The organism is Streptomyces deserti, assembly GCF_054782695.1.
In genome coordinates, this window is record NZ_BAAGRZ010000008.1 from 147557 (window position 1) to 162653 (window position 15097).

Genomic DNA, 15097 nt, shown 5'->3' on the forward strand with positions numbered 1-15097 from the left:
GCTTCGGTTTCCTCTCGGGCGGGGGCCTGGAAGCCGGTGCGTCAGAGCCGGCCCTGCCCGAAGCGCTTCTCCCGGTGCACACGCCAGCGCTCGATCATCTCCGCGACGTCCTTCTCGACGAACTCGAAGAAGGCGAGCGTCTCGGCCAGCCTGCGCCCCGCCGGGGTCTCGGCGCCGAGGCTGGTGACGCCCTCGCGCACGGCGTCCTGCCAGCGCTTGAGGATGGCCTCGCGGTTGGCGAGGGCCTCGTACCACTGGTCGCTGTGCACCCGGTACCGCTCCCGGCGTGAACCGGGCTCCCGCTCGCGCGACAGCATGTGGACCTGCGCCAGGTAGCGCACCGCCCCGGAGACGGCCGCGGGGCTGATCTTGAGCTGTTCGCCCAGCTCCGCGGAGGTCAGGGCGCCGGTGTCGGAGGCGAGCAGGGCGGCGAAGACGCGGGCGGGCATGCGCGGCAGCCCGGCCTCGACGAGCTGGGCCGCGAAGTGCTCCACGAAGCGCGAGACCGCCTCCGGGTCCCGGCCCGCCGCCGCCTTCCGTTCCGTCATGCCTCGCATCATCTCCCCTGATCGCACACGCCCTGAAAGTCTACGTCGATTTATACGCTTCCTTAACTTCACAAATTTCTGAATGACGCGTACGTTCTGAAGCATGACGAAGGCAATCACCGTCGCCGGTCTGCACAAGTCGTTCGGCCGGACGCACGCGCTCGACGGCCTCGACCTGGAGGTCGAGTCCGGTGAGGTCCACGGCTTCCTCGGCCCGAACGGCGCCGGCAAGTCCACCACCATCCGCGTCCTGCTCGGCCTGCTGCGCGCCGACTCGGGTGCCGCGCAGGTGCTCGGCCGCGATCCGTGGACGGACGCGGTGGAGGTGCACCGCCGGATCGCGTACGTCCCCGGGGACGTGACGCTGTGGCGCAACCTCTCCGGCGGCGAGGTCATCGACCTGTACGGCCGCTTGCGCGGCGGGCTGGATCCCCGGCGCCGGGCCGAGCTGATCGAGCGGTTCGAACTCGACCCGGCCAAGAAGGGCCGGACGTACTCCAAGGGCAACCGGCAGAAGGTCGCCCTGGTCGCCGCGTTCGCCTCGGACGTCGACCTGCTGATCCTGGACGAGCCGACCAGCGGCCTGGACCCGCTGATGGAGGAGGTCTTCCAGCGCTGCGTCGCCGAGGAGCGGGACCGGGGCCGGACGATCCTGCTGTCGTCCCACATCCTCAGCGAGGTCGAGGAGCTCTGCGACCGGGTCAGCATCATCCGCAAGGGCCGCACGGTGGAGAGCGGTTCGCTCGCCGACCTGCGCCATCTGACCCGGACGAGCGTGACGGCCGAGCTCGCGGCACCGCCGAACGGCCTGTCCCGCCTGCCCGGCGTCCACGACCTCGACGTCCAGGGCCGCCGGGTCCGTCTCCAGGTCGACACCGACCGGCTGGACGCGGTGCTGCGCGCGCTGACCGAGTCGGGCGTCAAGTCGCTGACGTCCTCGCCGCCGACGCTGGAGGAGCTGTTCCTGCGGCACTACCAGGACGAGATCGGGACGACGGAGACGGCCGGGGCGACGGGGGTGGCCGCCCGATGACCGGGGCGGCCTTCGCCGTACGGTCCGGCGGTTCGCGCCAGCTGGCCGGTACGGCGGTCCTGTTGCGCTTCGCACTGCGCCGCGACCGCCTGATGATCCCGGTGTGGATCGCCGTGAACGCGCTCATGGTGCTGTCCATGCCGAACTCGCTGCAGGCCCTGTACGACACCCCGGCCGACCGCGCCGGCCTGATCCGCCAGATGGAGACCAACTCCTCGCTGCGCGCGCTGATCGGCCCGGTCTTCGACGACTCCCTCGGCGCGCTGACGGCCTGGCGCGTCGGCGTCTACGCGGCCGCCCTGGCCGCCGTGATGAGCCTGCTCGTCGTCGTACGGCACACCCGCGACGAGGAGGAGAGCGGCCGCCAGGAGCTGCTGGCGTCCGGGATGGTGGGCCGCCGGGCCTCCCTGACGGCGGCCCTGCTGGCGGCGGCGGTCGCCAACGCGGTCCTGGCGCTGCTGGTGACGGCCGGGCTGGCCGGTCACGGCACGACGGGTGCGCTCGCGTTCGGGCTCGGGATCGCGGGCGTGGGGATGGTGTTCGCCACGATGGCGGCGATCGTGGCGCAGCTGACCGAGAGCGCACGGCTGGCGCGGGGCCTGACGGCGGGTGTGCTGGGCGCCGCCTTCGTCCTGCGGGCGGCGGGCGACTCGGCGACGGACGACGGTTCCTCGCCGCTGACGTGGCTGTCGCCGCTGGGCTGGCTGGAGAACCTGCGCCCGTTCGCGGACGAACGCTGGTGGGTGCCGGCGCTGTTCGCGGCCGCGGCCGTGCTCCAGGGGGTGATCGCCTACGGTCTGGCCGGCCGCCGGGACGTCGGCATGAGCTTTCTGCCGACGCGGCCCGGACCGGCCGCCGGGCGCCTGGGCAGCGCGGGGGCGCTGGCGTGGCGGCTGCAGCGGGGCAGCGTGCTGGGCTGGAGCATCGGCTTCTTCCTCGCCGGAGTGGTGTACGGCGCGATGACGGAAGGGGCGGCCGACCTGGTCGGCGACAACGACAACGCCCGGCAGATCATGGAACGGATGGGCGGACAGGCCGGCCTCACGGACGCGTTCCTCTCCGCGATGATCGGCATGCTCGGGCTCGTCGCGGCCCTGTACATCGTCGCGTCGGTGCTGCGGCTGCACGGCGAGGAGTCCTCGGGCCGGGCGGAGCCGGTGCTGGCGAACGCGGTGGGGCGGCTGCGGTGGGCCGCGGGTCATCTGGCGGTGGCGTTCGGCGGCTCGGTGCTGATCATGCTGCTGGCCGGGCTGGGCTTCGCCGTCGGCCACGGCGAGGAGGCCGGCCCGATCCTCGGGGCGTGCCTGGTGCAGCTCCCGGCGGTGTGGGTGATCGGCGGGGTGGCGGTGCTGCTGTACGGGATGGCGCCCCGGGTGGCGATGGCGGCATGGGGTGTCGCCGGGGCGGTGCTGCTGATCGGCTGGGTCGGGCCCGCGCTGGACGTACCGGAGGCGGTGCTGGACGTGTCACCGTTCGGGCATCTGCCGAAGCTGCCGGGTGGAGAGATGGAGTGGGGGGCGGTGCTGGTCCTGACGGCGACTGCGGTGGTGCTGGTGGCTGGGGGGCTGGTGGGGTTGCGGAGGCGGGACCTGACCACGTGACGTGGGTCTGGTCAGTCGACGTACTGCTTAAGCTCCTCGGTGTCGAGTTCGATACCGAGGGGCTCGGGGAGCGAGAGCTTCGCGCCGAAGGCCTTCCTGACCGCGCTGCGGTATCCCTCGTTCGGGGCCGGATCGCTGTACAGCGTGACCGAGCAGTCGTCCCGATCGATCAGCAGGTAGTACGGGATCCCGGCCTCGGCGTACCCCACGGGCTTCTCCTCACGATCCCGCCGATGGGTGTCCGCGTCGTACGAGGTGACCTCAACCGTCATCACCACGCCCTGGGTGTCGGCCCAGTCCCCTTTCCCCGCGAACGTTCCCCGAGGTGCGAGCACGGCGTCCGGTAGCGCTCGGCCCTTGCGGTACTTCTCGATCCGCAGGCCCAGCTCCCCGCCCCCGTACAGCCACAGCCCGGTTCCCGCGATCAGAAAGCACTCCTGCAGCCACCGGATGACCTCACTGTGGTTGCCGTCCGTCCTGCCCTTGACTCCGACCCGTCCGTTGATGAACTCCAACCTGACGGCGTCGAACCTCTTGGCGACGAGTGCGGCGAGCTCCTCGAACTCCTCCACGGACATCTGAGACGTGTGCTGCGCCATAACCGTCATGGTGCCCTCCTCCACAGGCGCACACCAGCGTGCCGAGCCACCGGTGATCCCCGGACGGCATCGCCCACACGATCGTCCGAACGGGTGATTACACCACCTCCACGGGCAACCCCTTCAACCCGCGCATCACAAAGTTCGGCTTCCGCTCCGGCTCCGCCGCCGGCCGCAGCGTCGGCGCCTTCTCCAGCAACGCCGTCATCGACGCCGCCAGCTCGATACGGGCCAGCGGGGCGCCGATGCAGTAGTGGATGCCGGCGCTGAAGGAGATGTGGGGGTTGTCCTCGCGGGTCAGATCCAGCCGGGCCGGGTCGGTGAAGACCGCCGGGTCGTGATTGGCGGAACCGAAGAGCATCGCGATCTCCGCACCCCGCGGGATGGTCGTACCGTCGATCTCGATCTCGTCCAGCACCCAGCGTTCGAAGAGCTGGAGCGGGGTGTCGTAGCGCATCAGCTCCTCGACGGCGGACGGGACGAGGGAGTGGTCCGCGCGCAGGGCCGCCAGCTGGTCGGGGTTGCGGAACAGGGCCCACCAGCCGTTGACCGTGGCGTTCACGGTCGCCTCGTGGCCCGCGTTCAGCAGCAGGACACAGGTCGAGATCATTTCCTGTTCGGTCAGGCGGTCGTCCTCGTCGTGGGCCGCGATCAGGCCCGAGATCAGGTCGTCCCCGGGCTCCTTGCGGCGCGCCGCGATCAGCTCGCGCAGGTACTCCGAGAACTCGACCGACGCCCGGACCGCCTTGGCCGCCGTCTCCTGCGACGGGTTCAGCTCGTACATCCCGCAGATGTCCGCCGACCAGGGCCGCAGCGGCGCACGGTCGGATTCGGGGATGCCGAGCATCTCGGCGATCACCGCCACCGGCAGCGGCTCGGCCACGTCCGTCAGCAGGTCACCGCCGCCCGCCGCCACCAGGGCCGCGGCCAGCTCGTCCGCCAGCCCCCGCACATACGGCCTCAGCCGCTCCACCGTGCGCGGCGTGAACGCCTTCGACACCAGGCGCCGGATCCGGGTGTGGTCCGGCGGCTCCAGGTCGAGCATCCCGTGGTCGTTGAGCGTGTGGAACGGCTCGTGCTCCGGCGGGGGCGGGGTCCGGCCGAACTCCTCGTGCGAGAAGCGGTGCTGGTACGTCCGCCCCAGCCGCCGGTCCCGCAGCAGCGCCGACACGTCCGCGTGGTGCGGCACCAGCCACTGGTCGGTGGGCTCGAAGTAGAGCACCCGGCCCCGCGCCCGCAGGTCGGCATAGGCGGGGTAGGGGTCGGCGAGGAAGGCCGGGTCCCAGGGGTCGAAGGCGAGGTCGGAACGCGCTGACATGCCCGGACGCTAACCGTTTCCGGCCTTGTTGACCAGGGTCAGCCGGGAGTGACCAGCCGTGCCTCGTACGCGAACACCGCCGCCTGCGTGCGGTCCCTGAGGCCCAGCTTCACCAGGATGCGGCTCACATGGGTTTTGATCGTGGACTCGGCGACCACCAGGCGTTCGGCGATCTCCGCGTTCGACAGGCCCTGGGCGATGAGGACCAGGACCTCCGTCTCGCGCTCGGTGAGGTCGCCGTAGGCCGCCTGTGCGGAGGGCATGAGGCGCGGGGTGTCGGAGAGCTTGGAGAACTCCGTGATCAGGCGCTTGGTGACCGAGGGGGCGAGCAGGGCCTCGCCCGACGCCACGACCCTTACGCCGTCGGCTAGTTGGCGGGCCGAGGCGTCCTTCAGGAGGAAGCCGGAGGCTCCCGCGCGCAGCGCCTGGTACACGTACTCGTCGAGGTCGAACGTGGTCAGCACCAGCACCTTCGCCGTACCGTCCGCGGCGACGATCTCCCGGGTCGCCTCGATGCCGTTCAGCTCGGGCATGCGGATGTCCATCAGGACGACGTCGGGGGCGAGTTCGCGGACCTTCGCGACGGCCTCCCGGCCGTTGACGGCCTCGCCGACGACCTCGATGTCCGGCATCGCGTTCAGCAGGACGGAGAAGCCCTCGCGCACCATCATCTGGTCGTCCGCGACCAGGACCCGGATGGTCATACGGCACCGTCCTCGAGCGCTGCCGGGACCGGCAGGAACACCGTCACCTCGTAGCCCCCGTCGTCCGTCGCGCCCGCCGTCATCTCGCCGCCCAGCATGGAGACGCGTTCCCGCATGCCGGTGATGCCGTGCCCCGCGCCGGGCGATGGCTTGACCAGGTGGGGCCTGGGCGGCGGGCCGTTGACTATGCGCAGGCCCAGGCCGCCGAGGACGTACCCGATCTCGACGCGGGCGGTCGCGCCGGGTGCGTGCCGCAGGGTGTTGCTCAGCGCCTCCTGCACGATGCGGTACGCCGACAGCTCCACGCCCTGCGGCAGCTCGCGCACCGCCCCGGTCGCGGCCTTCTCGACGGTCAGGCCGGCGTCCCGCACGTTGTCGAGCAGCCCGTCCAGGTCGGCGAGCGTGGGCTGGGGGGCGTCCGGGACCTCGTAGTCCTCGGCGCGGACCACACCCAGGACTCGGCGCAGCTCGGTGAGGGCCGCCACCGCGTTCTCCCGGATGGTGGCGAAGGCGCGCTCCAGCTCCGGCGGCGGGTTCTCCACTCGGTAGGGCGCGGCCTCGGCCTGGATGGCGACCACCGACATGTGGTGGGCGACGACGTCGTGCAGCTCGCGGGCGATCGTCGTGCGCTCCTCCAGCAGCGTGCGCCGGGACCGCTCGTGGGCGGTGACCGTCTGCTGGGCGGTGACCTCCTGCTCGGCCTCGCGGCGGATGTGCCAGACGGCGACGCTCAGCAGGACGAGGGCGGAGACGACCAGCATGGGCCCGGTGTTGGTGCCGTAGTAGTGGCCCGAGCCGAACAGCGTCTCCGCGCCGATGCCGTATGCCGCGGTCAACGCCCACATCCACGCGGCCGTGCGCGGCCTGGTGCGCACGGCCACGACCGTCAGCACCGTCAGGTGGCAGGCGAAGCTGCCCGGCAGCCACGGCCACTCGCCCCAGGAGTCGCCGAACGGCAGAGCGATCGGCGTGGCCACCATGGACAGCCAGAACGCTCCGACCGGCCGGGCCATGGTCAGCAGGATCGGGATCACGGCGAGCGGGCCGAGCAGCAGGGCCAGGCCCTGGTCGACGGTGGCGATGGCCAGGGTGAGCAGGGCCGCCGCGCCGATCACGGCGTGCGGTGCCCAGACCGCGTACTCCCGCAGGCGCGGAGGAAGCCGCCTGGTCAGCGGGCCGTCGACGCGCATGCGTGGCAGCAGGCGGTAGGCGAAGGCGTCGTGGAACAGGTCCTGCCGCAGCCCGCGCAGGGCGTCCGCGGCCAGCCGGAACTCCGGGCTGCGCGGCTTGGCCCCGTCCCCCGGCGGTGTCAGATGCGTCTGGGTCGTCTCGGTCACGTACAGAACGGTAGGTGCGGGCAGGGGTATCGGTCGTCACCAGTGAGACGGGTCCTTCGCCGTCCATCTCAGGTACTACGGGGCCGACCGGCACCGCGGCTCAGTCGTACGTGTCGAGGCTGGTGTCGGAGCCGGGGACCAGTACGGCGATGCTCTCGGCTTCTCGCGTCCGCCGCCCGGCCCCGGTACGACGGGGCCCACCGGCCGCGCCCTGCTCGCGCCTCCTCACCAAGCCAACTGCGCGATCTCCTCCGCCACCACCGCACACGCGTCCGCCGCCGGGTCGATCAGCGGAAAGTGGCCGACGTCCTCGAGCAGCGTCAGCCCGACCACCTCACCGGCCTTCGCCGCCGCGTCCGCGTACGACTCGGCCACCGCCTGCGGCACGTCCAGGTCCGTGCGCCCCTGGACGAGGGTGGTCGCGATGCCGGTGGGCAGCAGCAGCGCCGGGTCGGCGTACGGCTGGCGTTCGGCGAACCGCTCGTCACCGCCGAGGAGTTGCCGTACGGCCCCGCCGCACACGTCCAGCTTGTCGGCGACCGCGAAGTCGGCGATCGGGGCGAGGGCGACGACGCCGCGCAGCGGTGCCGGGCGGTCGGTGCGCCAGGGGGCGTCGGCGGGCAGGACGTGCCGGGCGGCGGCCCACAGGGCGAGCTGGCCGCCGGCGGAGTGGCCGGTGACCACGGTGCGGCGCGGGTCGGCCTGCGGCAGCCTCTCCCGTACGAGCGCCGGAAGGGCGTCCAGCGCGGCGGCGACGTCGTCGAGGGTGTCGGGCCAGCGGCCGGCCACGGACTCGACGTCACCGCCGCGCCGGTACTCGACACTGGCGACTCCGAAGCCCCGGCGGGCCAGGAAGGCCGCGAACGGGCTGACGTGCCGGCGGTCGTACGGAGCCCGCCAGGCACCGCCGTGCAGGACCACGACCAGCGGAGCGAGCCCCCCGGGACCGGCCTGGACACGCGGGGCGTAGAAGTCGATCACCTGGTCCGGGTGGTCGCCGTAGGACACGGTGGTGTCGGGGTCGACGGGCGGGTGCGAGAAAGCCGACTCCTCTTCGGCGGCGGCCCGGGCTGCTGCGACGTCGTCCGTCATGCTCCAACCTCTCAGCGATCAAACGTACTTGGCGGACCAGGGGAGATATGCGGCCGTTGGCGGGGACGGTATCAGGCCCATGACGTGCGCGAACACGGGGCTGTCACGCTCGGTGAGGATCAAACGGTTCTGCGGTTCCGTTACGCTGTCGGCATGGGCCGCGAGCAGCCCCTACGCATCTCGCACCCCGTCCACACCCGGCCCGTACGCCCCAAAGGAGGCCCGCCATGCCCGCCGAACCCGGCACCGTCCGTCCCGGAGGGCGTACCGCCCGTGTCCGTGCGGCCGTGCTGCGGGCGGCCGGGGACGTGCTGGCCGAGCAGGGGTTCGCGCACCTCGACCTCGCGGACGTCGCCCGGCGGGCGGAGGTCGGCAAGACGACCGTGTACCGGCGCTGGGGGTCGGTGACGGGCCTGGTGGCCGACCTGCTCGCGGACATGGCCGAGCAGTCGCTGCCCCGCACGGAGACCGGCTCGGTCCTCGGCGACCTGCGCGCCAACGCCTCCCTCGTCCAGCGCACCCTCGCCGACCCCCGCCAGGGCGCCCTGCTGCGCGCGGTCATCGCCGCGGCGGCCTGCGACGGGCGTACGGCCGAGGCGCTGCGGCGGTTCTACGACGTACGGGTCGCCGAGTGGGCGCCCTGCGTCGAACAGGGCGTGGCGCGGGGGGAGTTGCCGCACGGGACGGATGCGGCGGCGGTGGTCCGGGCGGTGTCGGCGCCGCTGTACTACGCGCTGCTGACGACCGGGACGCCGCCCGGCCCCGCCGCCGCCGACCGCGCGGCCCGCGCCGCGTTCGCCGCGGCGGCGGCGGGGGTGTACGTCATCCGGGAACAGGACGCCTGAGCGTCACGCCAGGGTCTCCGCCAGCGTCCGCGCCGCCCGCTCCACGTCCGCGAACCCGACGTACAGCGGGGTGAAGCCGAAGCGCAGCACGTCCGGTGCCCGGAAGTCGCCGACCACGCCCCGCTCGATCAGCCGCTTCATCACGTCGCCGGCGTCGTCGCAGCGCAGCGCCACCTGGCTGCCCCGTTCGGCGTGGGCCACCGGCGTCAGCGACCCGACCCGCCCCTCGGGCACGTACTCCGCCACGCACTCCAGGAAGAAGTCCGTCAGCGCCAGCGACTTGGCCCGCACCGCCTCGATCGACACCCCGTCCCACACCTCCAGGGCCGCCTCCAGGGCGAGCATGGAGAGGATGTCCGGTGTGCCGACCCGGCCGCGCAGGGCGCCGGAGGCCGGTTCGTACGCGGTACGCATGCCGAAGGGCTCGGCGTGGGAGTTCCAGCCGGGCAGCGGGGAGTCGAAGCGGTCCTGCAGTTCCCGGCGCACGTACAGGTACGCCGGCGCGCCCGGGCCGCCGTTCAGGTACTTGTACGTGCAGCCGACCGCAAGGTCGACGCCGTGCTCGTCCAGCCCGACCGGCAGCGCGCCCGCGCTGTGGCACAGGTCCCAGACGACGTACGCCCCCGCCGCGTGCACCGCGGCCGTCAGCGACGGCAGGTCGTGCAGCCGGCCCGTGCGGTAGTCGACGTGGTTGAGCAGCACCGCCGCCGTCCGGCCGCCGAGGGCCCCCGGGACCTCTGCCGGGGTCACCGGCCGCAGCGTGCGGCCCGTCATCCGGGCCGCCGACTCGGCGATGTACCCGTCCGTGGGGAACGTCGTCGCGTCGACGAGGATCTCGTCACGATCGTCGCCGGCCAGCCGCACCGCCCCCACAAGTGCCTTGAACACATTGACACTGGTCGAGTCGCCCACGACGATCTGCCCGCTCGCCGCCCCCACCAGCGGGGCGATCCGGTCACCGATCCGCTCCGGCGCCGTCCACCAGCCGCTCTCCTCCCAGGAGCGGATGCGCAGCTCACCCCACTGGCGGCGTACGACGTCCGCCATACGGCCCGGGACGACGGCCGGGAGGGCGCCCAGCGAGTTGCCGTCCAGGTAGATCACGTCGTCCAGCACGAACTCGGCGCGCTTGGCGCCCAGTTCGTCGGCCGCGTCCAGCTTCTCCGCCTTGCTCGTCAGCTCAGACATACGACCGCGCCGTCCACAGCTCGGGGAACACGTTCTTCTGCGCGCGCTTCTCCAGCCAGGCCACCCCGGCGGAGCCGCCCGTACCGGGCTTGGCGCCCATGGCGCGGCGGGTGGCGACGAGATGGTCGTTGCGCCAGCGCCACACCAGCTCGGCGACATCGGTCAGCGCCTCGCCCAGCCGGGCGAGCTGGTCGCTCTCGTCCCCGGAGTAGACGGCCGCCCAGGCTGCCTCCACCTCCGGCGACGGCTCGTAGCGCCGCGACACGTCCCGCCGCAGTACGGCCTCCGGGATGTCGTGCCCGCGCCGCGCCAGCAGCCGCAGCACTTCGTCGTACAGGCTCGGCTCGTGCAGCGCCTTCTCCAGCTCGGCGTGCACGCGCGGCGCGCCCCGGTGCGGGACCAGCATCGACGCGGACTTCTCGCCGAGCAGGAACTCCATCCGGCGGTACATCGCCGACTGGAAGCCGGAGCCCTCGCCGAGGGCGCTGCGGTACGAGTTGAACTGGGCCGGGGTGAGCTGGCCCAGCGGCTTCCAGGAGGCGTTCAGCGCCTCCAGCTCCCGTACGGACCGCTTCAGCGCGGCGATCGCGGTCGGTACGTCGTCGCCGCGCAGCGCCCGCGCGGCCGTCTCCCACTCGTGGACGATGACGGTGAACCACAGCTCCATCACCTGGGTCGTGACCAGGAAGACCATCTCTCCGGGATCGTCGGAGAGGGTGTGCTGGAGGTGGGTGAGCACGTCCGCCTTGACGTAGTCCTCGTACGGCGTCGTGCCCTGGAAGTCGAGATGCGGGGTCTCGGGCTCGTGCGTGTCGTGAGCCTCTTGGGACATCGCTGTCTCCTGCATGCACTCCGGGTAGCGGTCCGCCCTGCCGTTACCGGCACGGGGCCCCGGTCCCCACCCGCATCCTGCGCAGTCCCGCCGGGAAACCGCAAGGCCCGCCCGATCACAGACGGGCCGTGCGGGTGACGGCTCAGCCCAGGACCTGCGCCGCCGTCGGCGAGGAGTCCTTCAGGAACTGGGTGCAGCGCTCGTACTCCTCCTGCTCGCCGATCGCCTGCGCGGCGCGGGCGAGGGCGTGCAGGGCGCGCAGGAAGCCCCGGTTCGGCTCGTGCTCCCAGGGCACCGGGCCGTGCCCCTTCCAGCCGTTGCGGCGCAGGGAGTCCAGGCCGCGGTGGTAACCGGTACGGGCGTACGCGTACGACTCCACGACACTGCCCCGCTCGAACGCCTCGTCGGCCAGCTGGGCCCAGGCCAGCGAGGAGGTCGGGTGCTGCCCGGCGACCTCGGCGGGCGTGGTGCCCTTCGCGAGCAGCTCACGCGGCTCCGGGTCGTCGGGGAGGTGGGTCGGGGGCGGGCCCCCGAGGAGGTTCTCGTGAATGGACATGAGGTCCAGTCTGCGCCATCCCTCCCGCAGTTGCGCCGAGGTGGGGGCCGCCACACCCCCCGAGCCCCCGCTGCGGCCCGACCGGTCTCGTCCTCAGTGGCCGGACGGGCTGCCTGTGTCCTCCCCTTCCAGCGGCGGCACCGTCACAGCCCCGTGCGTCCGGCACTCCGGCCGCCGGCAGCCCGGCCCCGGACGCCGCACCGTCGCGAAGGCGACCAGCGCCCCCACCACCAGCACCCCCGCACACCACACCATCGCCCGCCGGAACGCGTCGTCGAACGCCGCCGGCACCCGGTACGCCTCCGCCCCCATCCCCGCCAGCAACGGCAACGCCGCCACCGCCACCAGCCCCGCCGCCCGGGCCGCCGCGTTGTTGATCCCGCTGGCCAGGCCCGCCCGGGCCGTGTCCACGGAACCGAGCACCGTGGCGGTCAGCGGCGCCACCAGGGCGACCATGCCCAGCCCGAGCACCAGCAGCGCGGGAAGTACGTCACCCACGTACGACGCGCCCGAGCCCACCCGCAGCATCAGCAGCATCCCGCCCGCACACAGCAGCGGCCCCACCGTCAGCGGAATCCGCGGCCCGATACGGTCCGCCAGCTCACCGGACCGGGCGGACAGGAACAGCATCAGGACGGTCGTCGGCAGCAGCGCCGTCCCGGCGGCGAGGGCCGAGTAGCCGACGACGACCTGGAGCTGGAGCGCGCCGAGGAAGAAGAAGCCGCCGAAGGCGGCGTACACGCACAGCGTGACGAGGTTGACCGCCGTGAACTGGCGGGACGCGAAGATGTCGAGCGGCATCATCGGATCCGGCCGGCGCCGCTCGACGTACCCGAAGGCGACGGCGGCCACCAGCCCGGCCACCGCCGAGCCCACGACGAGCAGGGAGCCGTCCTGGGCCTCGATCAGGGCGTACGTCACCAGGGCGAGCGCGAGGGCGCCCAGGGCCGCGCCCAGCACGTCGAAACGCCCGTGCGCCCGCCCTCCCCCGCTCTCGGCTTCGCGCGCGAGGGAGGTGCCCGCATCCGACTCGGGAACGTGCCGGAGCGCCACCGGCACGCACAGCAGCGCCAGCGGCACGTTGAGCAGGAACACCCACCGCCAGCCCGGCCCGTCCACCAGCCAGCCGCCGACGAACGGCCCGACGGCCGCGCCGATCCCGCCGAACCCGGACCACAGGCCGACCGCCCGTCCCCGGTCGTCGGGGTGGAAGGAGGCCTGGATGAGGGCCAGGGAGCCCGGGGTGAGCAGCGCACCGCCGACCCCCTGCAGCGCACGGGCGGCGACCAGCACCCCGGCGTTCGGGGCGAGCCCGCACAGCAGCGAGGCGACCGCGAACCACACCACCCCGACGACGAAGACCCTGCGGCGGCCGAAACGGTCCCCCAGCGCCCCGCCGAGCAGGATCAGCCCGGCCAGCGTGACCAGGTACGCGTTGACCGTCCACTGCAGGGCGGCCAGGTCCGCGTCGAGGTCACGGCCGATACGGGGCAGGGCGACGTTGACGACCGTGGAGTCCACCAGGACCATGCCGGAGCCGAGGACCGTGGTGAGCAGGATCCACCTGCCCTGGGGTGAGGCCAGCCGGACATCGGGCATGCAGGGAGCATACGGAAGAGCCCGGCACCACAGGAGGTGCCGGGCTCGACGCGTGCGAACCGGGCTTACCCGATCCCCGTGCTCGTGCGCGAACCGGAGTTACTTGATCTTCGTGCCGGTGGAGCGCAGGTGCTGGCAGGCCTCGGTGACCCGCTTGGCCATGGACGCCTCGGCGAGCTTGCCCCAGGTGCGCGGGTCGTAGGTCTTCTTGGAGCCGACCTCGCCGTCGACCTTCAGGACGCCGTCGTAGTTCTTGAACATGTGGTCGGCGACCGGGCGCGTGAAGGCGTACTGCGTGTCCGTGTCGATGTTCATCTTGACCACGCCGTTCTCCAGGGCGGTCAGGATCTCCTCCTCCGACGAGCCGGAGCCGCCGTGGAAGACGAAGTCGAACGGGGACGCCTTGCCGAACTTGGCGGCGACGCCCTCGTTGAGCTCCTTCAGCAGCTCGGGACGCAGGACGACGTTGCCCGGCTTGTACACGCCGTGCACGTTGCCGAAGGACGCGGCGAGCAGGTAGCGGCCCTTCTCGCCCAGTCCCAGGGCCTCGGCGGTGCGGATCGCGTCGTCGACCGTCGTGTAGAGGGAGTCGTTGATCTCGTGGGAGACGCCGTCCTCCTCGCCGCCGGTCGGGGTGATCTCGACCTCGAGGATGATCTTCGCGGCGCGGGTGCGCTCCAGCAGCTCCTGGGCGATGGACAGGTTGTCGGCCAGGGTCTCGGCGGAACCGTCCCACATGTGGGACTGGAACAGCGGGTTCTGACCGGCCTTGACGCGCTCCTCGGAGATCGCCAGCAGCGGACGTACGTACCCGTCGAGCTTGTCCTTCGGGCAGTGGTCGGTGTGCAGGGCGACGTTGATGTCGTACTTCTTGGCGACGATGTGCGCGAACTCGGCCAGGGCGACGGCGCCGGTCACCATGTCCTTGTTGTACTGGCCGCCCAGGAACTCGGCGCCACCGGTCGAGATCTGGATGATGCCGTCGCTCTCCGCCTCAGCGAAACCGCGCAGGGCCGCGTGCAGGGTCTGGGTGGAGGTCACGTTGATGGCCGGGTAGGCGAACTTTCCTGCCTTCGCCCGGTCCAGCATCTCGTTGTAGACCTCGGGAGTTGCGATGGGCATCTGTCCGCTCCTTGTATGTGCGGGTTGGCGTTCTGCGTACTGACGGCCCTGACCTAGAACCTTGGGTGCGACGTCATCGTCGGCCCCATCTTTCCAGACTTGGCCGGAAGGTCCATGCCGCGGTCCGGGTGCTGGTCAGGTGCCCGGTCAGTCCAGGCCCAGCTCGTCCTTCGAGTACGCGAACAGGTACGGCACCCCCGCGCCCTCCTGGATCTTCTCCGCGGCGCCGGTCGCCCGGTCGACGATGGTCGCCACGGCCACGACCTCCGCGCCGGCCTCCCGCACGGCCTCGACGGCGGTGAGCGGGGAGCCGCCGGTGGTGGAGGTGTCCTCGACGACCAGGACCCGGCGGCCCTTGATGTCCGGACCCTCGACGCGCCGCTGCAGCCCGTGCGCCTTGGCGGCCTTCCGTACGACGAAGGCGTCCAGGCGCTTCCCGCGCGCGGCGGCCGCGTGCAGCATGGCGGCGGCCACCGGGTCGGCACCCATGGTCAGCCCGCCGACCGCGTCGAAGTCCAAGTCGGCGGTCAGGTCCAGCAGCACCTGGCCGACCAGCGGGGCGGCCTCGCCGTCCAGGGTGATGCGGCGCAGGTCGACGTAGTAGTCGGCCTCCAGACCCGAGGAGAGGGTCACCTTGCCGTGCACCACGGCCTTGTCCTTGATCTGCTGCAGCAGCGCGCCGCGTGTGCCTCGCGGCACTACTTCGTTGACGTCCGTCATACC

At 72.2% G+C, this 15097-nt stretch carries 16 protein-coding genes; 3 read left to right on the forward strand and 13 right to left on the reverse strand.

What is annotated here, in order from left to right; all coding sequences use genetic code 11:
- Nucleotides 1-41: 41 nt before the first annotated feature.
- The gene (locus ACYVMZ_RS16865) at nucleotides 42-548 is read right to left on the reverse strand and encodes a GbsR/MarR family transcriptional regulator (protein WP_461080309.1); all 507 of its coding nucleotides are present in this window, start codon (nucleotides 546-548) and stop codon (nucleotides 42-44) included.
- A 103-nt stretch (nucleotides 549-651) separates the two neighbouring features.
- On the opposite strand from ACYVMZ_RS16865, the gene ACYVMZ_RS16870 reads away from it, so the two are divergent.
- Both ACYVMZ_RS16870 and ACYVMZ_RS16875 read left to right on the forward strand, forming a co-directional pair.
- Complete coding sequence (locus ACYVMZ_RS16870; RefSeq protein WP_461080311.1) at nucleotides 652-1581, forward strand: ABC transporter ATP-binding protein; 930 nt, start codon at nucleotides 652-654, stop codon at nucleotides 1579-1581.
- Complete coding sequence (locus ACYVMZ_RS16875) at nucleotides 1578-3182, forward strand: ABC transporter permease (RefSeq protein ID WP_461080313.1); 1605 nt, start codon at nucleotides 1578-1580, stop codon at nucleotides 3180-3182. The genes ACYVMZ_RS16870 and ACYVMZ_RS16875 overlap by 4 nt, the downstream gene beginning before the upstream one ends.
- Nucleotides 3183-3193: 11 nt before the next feature.
- On the opposite strand, the gene ACYVMZ_RS16880 is transcribed toward ACYVMZ_RS16875, so the two are convergent.
- From ACYVMZ_RS16880 to ACYVMZ_RS16905, 6 genes are all read right to left on the reverse strand, one after another.
- The gene (locus ACYVMZ_RS16880; protein ID WP_461080315.1) at nucleotides 3194-3790 is read right to left on the reverse strand and encodes a Uma2 family endonuclease; all 597 of its coding nucleotides are present in this window, start codon (nucleotides 3788-3790) and stop codon (nucleotides 3194-3196) included.
- A gap of 88 nt (nucleotides 3791-3878) precedes the next feature.
- Nucleotides 3879-5099 carry a cytochrome P450 gene (locus tag ACYVMZ_RS16885; RefSeq protein ID WP_461080317.1) on the reverse strand — a complete coding sequence of 407 codons (1221 nt, stop codon included), beginning with the start codon at nucleotides 5097-5099 and terminating at the stop codon, nucleotides 3879-3881.
- A gap of 38 nt (nucleotides 5100-5137) precedes the next feature.
- A complete protein-coding gene (locus ACYVMZ_RS16890) occupies nucleotides 5138-5803 on the reverse strand; it encodes a response regulator (RefSeq protein ID WP_461080319.1) in 666 nt (221 codons plus the stop codon).
- Nucleotides 5800-7140, reverse strand: coding sequence for a sensor histidine kinase (locus ACYVMZ_RS16895; protein WP_461080321.1), 1341 nt, complete (start codon nucleotides 7138-7140; stop codon nucleotides 5800-5802). Before ACYVMZ_RS16895 ends, ACYVMZ_RS16890 begins: the two co-directional genes overlap by 4 nt.
- Nucleotides 7141-7240: 100 nt before the next feature.
- Nucleotides 7241-7372: a hypothetical protein gene (locus ACYVMZ_RS16900; RefSeq protein ID WP_461080323.1), complete on the reverse strand. Its 132-nt coding sequence runs from the start codon at nucleotides 7370-7372 to the stop codon at nucleotides 7241-7243.
- Nucleotides 7366-8232: an alpha/beta hydrolase gene (locus ACYVMZ_RS16905; protein WP_461080325.1), complete on the reverse strand. Its 867-nt coding sequence runs from the start codon at nucleotides 8230-8232 to the stop codon at nucleotides 7366-7368. Before ACYVMZ_RS16905 ends, ACYVMZ_RS16900 begins: the two co-directional genes overlap by 7 nt.
- Before the next feature lie 227 nt (nucleotides 8233-8459).
- Here ACYVMZ_RS16905 and ACYVMZ_RS16910 point away from each other — a divergent pair, with 227 nt between their 5' ends.
- Entirely contained in the window at nucleotides 8460-9077 is a 618-nt protein-coding gene (locus tag ACYVMZ_RS16910; protein ID WP_461080327.1) for a TetR/AcrR family transcriptional regulator, read from the forward strand.
- A gap of 3 nt (nucleotides 9078-9080) precedes the next feature.
- On the opposite strand, the gene kynU is transcribed toward ACYVMZ_RS16910, so the two are convergent.
- The 6 genes from kynU to pyrE all read right to left on the reverse strand — a co-directional run bounded on the left by kynU (nucleotide 9081) and on the right by pyrE (nucleotide 15094).
- The gene (gene kynU / locus ACYVMZ_RS16915) at nucleotides 9081-10265 is read right to left on the reverse strand and encodes a kynureninase (RefSeq protein ID WP_461080329.1); all 1185 of its coding nucleotides are present in this window, start codon (nucleotides 10263-10265) and stop codon (nucleotides 9081-9083) included.
- Complete coding sequence (locus ACYVMZ_RS16920; protein ID WP_461080331.1) at nucleotides 10258-11097, reverse strand: tryptophan 2,3-dioxygenase family protein; 840 nt, start codon at nucleotides 11095-11097, stop codon at nucleotides 10258-10260. Before ACYVMZ_RS16920 ends, kynU begins: the two co-directional genes overlap by 8 nt.
- Nucleotides 11098-11239: 142 nt before the next feature.
- Complete coding sequence (locus tag ACYVMZ_RS16925) at nucleotides 11240-11653, reverse strand: DUF3151 domain-containing protein (RefSeq protein WP_461080333.1); 414 nt, start codon at nucleotides 11651-11653, stop codon at nucleotides 11240-11242.
- Nucleotides 11654-11746: 93 nt separating this feature from the next.
- Nucleotides 11747-13252, reverse strand: coding sequence for an MFS transporter (locus tag ACYVMZ_RS16930; RefSeq protein WP_461080335.1), 1506 nt, complete (start codon nucleotides 13250-13252; stop codon nucleotides 11747-11749).
- A 99-nt stretch (nucleotides 13253-13351) separates the two neighbouring features.
- A complete protein-coding gene (gene fbaA, locus ACYVMZ_RS16935; protein WP_461080337.1) occupies nucleotides 13352-14374 on the reverse strand; it encodes a class II fructose-bisphosphate aldolase in 1023 nt (340 codons plus the stop codon).
- 147 nt (nucleotides 14375-14521) lie between these two features.
- The gene (gene pyrE, locus ACYVMZ_RS16940; protein WP_461080339.1) at nucleotides 14522-15094 is read right to left on the reverse strand and encodes an orotate phosphoribosyltransferase; all 573 of its coding nucleotides are present in this window, start codon (nucleotides 15092-15094) and stop codon (nucleotides 14522-14524) included.
- Nucleotides 15095-15097 lie beyond the last annotated feature (3 nt).

Bases quoted from the DNA above. Each gene is read 5' to 3' on its own strand.
- ACYVMZ_RS16880 (WP_461080315.1), bottom strand. From the start codon at position 3,790: ATGACGGTTATGGCGCAGCACACGTCTCAGATGTCCGTGGAGGAGTTC.
- fbaA (WP_461080337.1), bottom strand. From the start codon at position 14,374: ATGCCCATCGCAACTCCCGAGGTCTACAACGAGATGCTGGACCGGGCG.
- ACYVMZ_RS16890 (WP_461080319.1), bottom strand. From the start codon at position 5,803: ATGACCATCCGGGTCCTGGTCGCGGACGACCAGATGATGGTGCGCGAG.
- ACYVMZ_RS16910 (WP_461080327.1), top strand. From the start codon at position 8,460: ATGCCCGCCGAACCCGGCACCGTCCGTCCCGGAGGGCGTACCGCCCGT.
- ACYVMZ_RS16925 (WP_461080333.1), bottom strand. From the start codon at position 11,653: ATGTCCATTCACGAGAACCTCCTCGGGGGCCCGCCCCCGACCCACCTC.
- ACYVMZ_RS16920 (WP_461080331.1), bottom strand. From the start codon at position 11,097: ATGTCCCAAGAGGCTCACGACACGCACGAGCCCGAGACCCCGCATCTC.
- kynU (WP_461080329.1), bottom strand. From the start codon at position 10,265: ATGTCTGAGCTGACGAGCAAGGCGGAGAAGCTGGACGCGGCCGACGAA.
- pyrE (WP_461080339.1), bottom strand. From the start codon at position 15,094: ATGACGGACGTCAACGAAGTAGTGCCGCGAGGCACACGCGGCGCGCTG.
- ACYVMZ_RS16885 (WP_461080317.1), bottom strand. From the start codon at position 5,099: ATGTCAGCGCGTTCCGACCTCGCCTTCGACCCCTGGGACCCGGCCTTC.
- ACYVMZ_RS16870 (WP_461080311.1), top strand. From the start codon at position 652: ATGACGAAGGCAATCACCGTCGCCGGTCTGCACAAGTCGTTCGGCCGG.
- ACYVMZ_RS16865 (WP_461080309.1), bottom strand. From the start codon at position 548: ATGACGGAACGGAAGGCGGCGGCGGGCCGGGACCCGGAGGCGGTCTCG.
- ACYVMZ_RS16875 (WP_461080313.1), top strand. From the start codon at position 1,578: ATGACCGGGGCGGCCTTCGCCGTACGGTCCGGCGGTTCGCGCCAGCTG.
- ACYVMZ_RS16905 (WP_461080325.1), bottom strand. From the start codon at position 8,232: ATGACGGACGACGTCGCAGCAGCCCGGGCCGCCGCCGAAGAGGAGTCG.
- ACYVMZ_RS16930 (WP_461080335.1), bottom strand. From the start codon at position 13,252: ATGCCCGATGTCCGGCTGGCCTCACCCCAGGGCAGGTGGATCCTGCTC.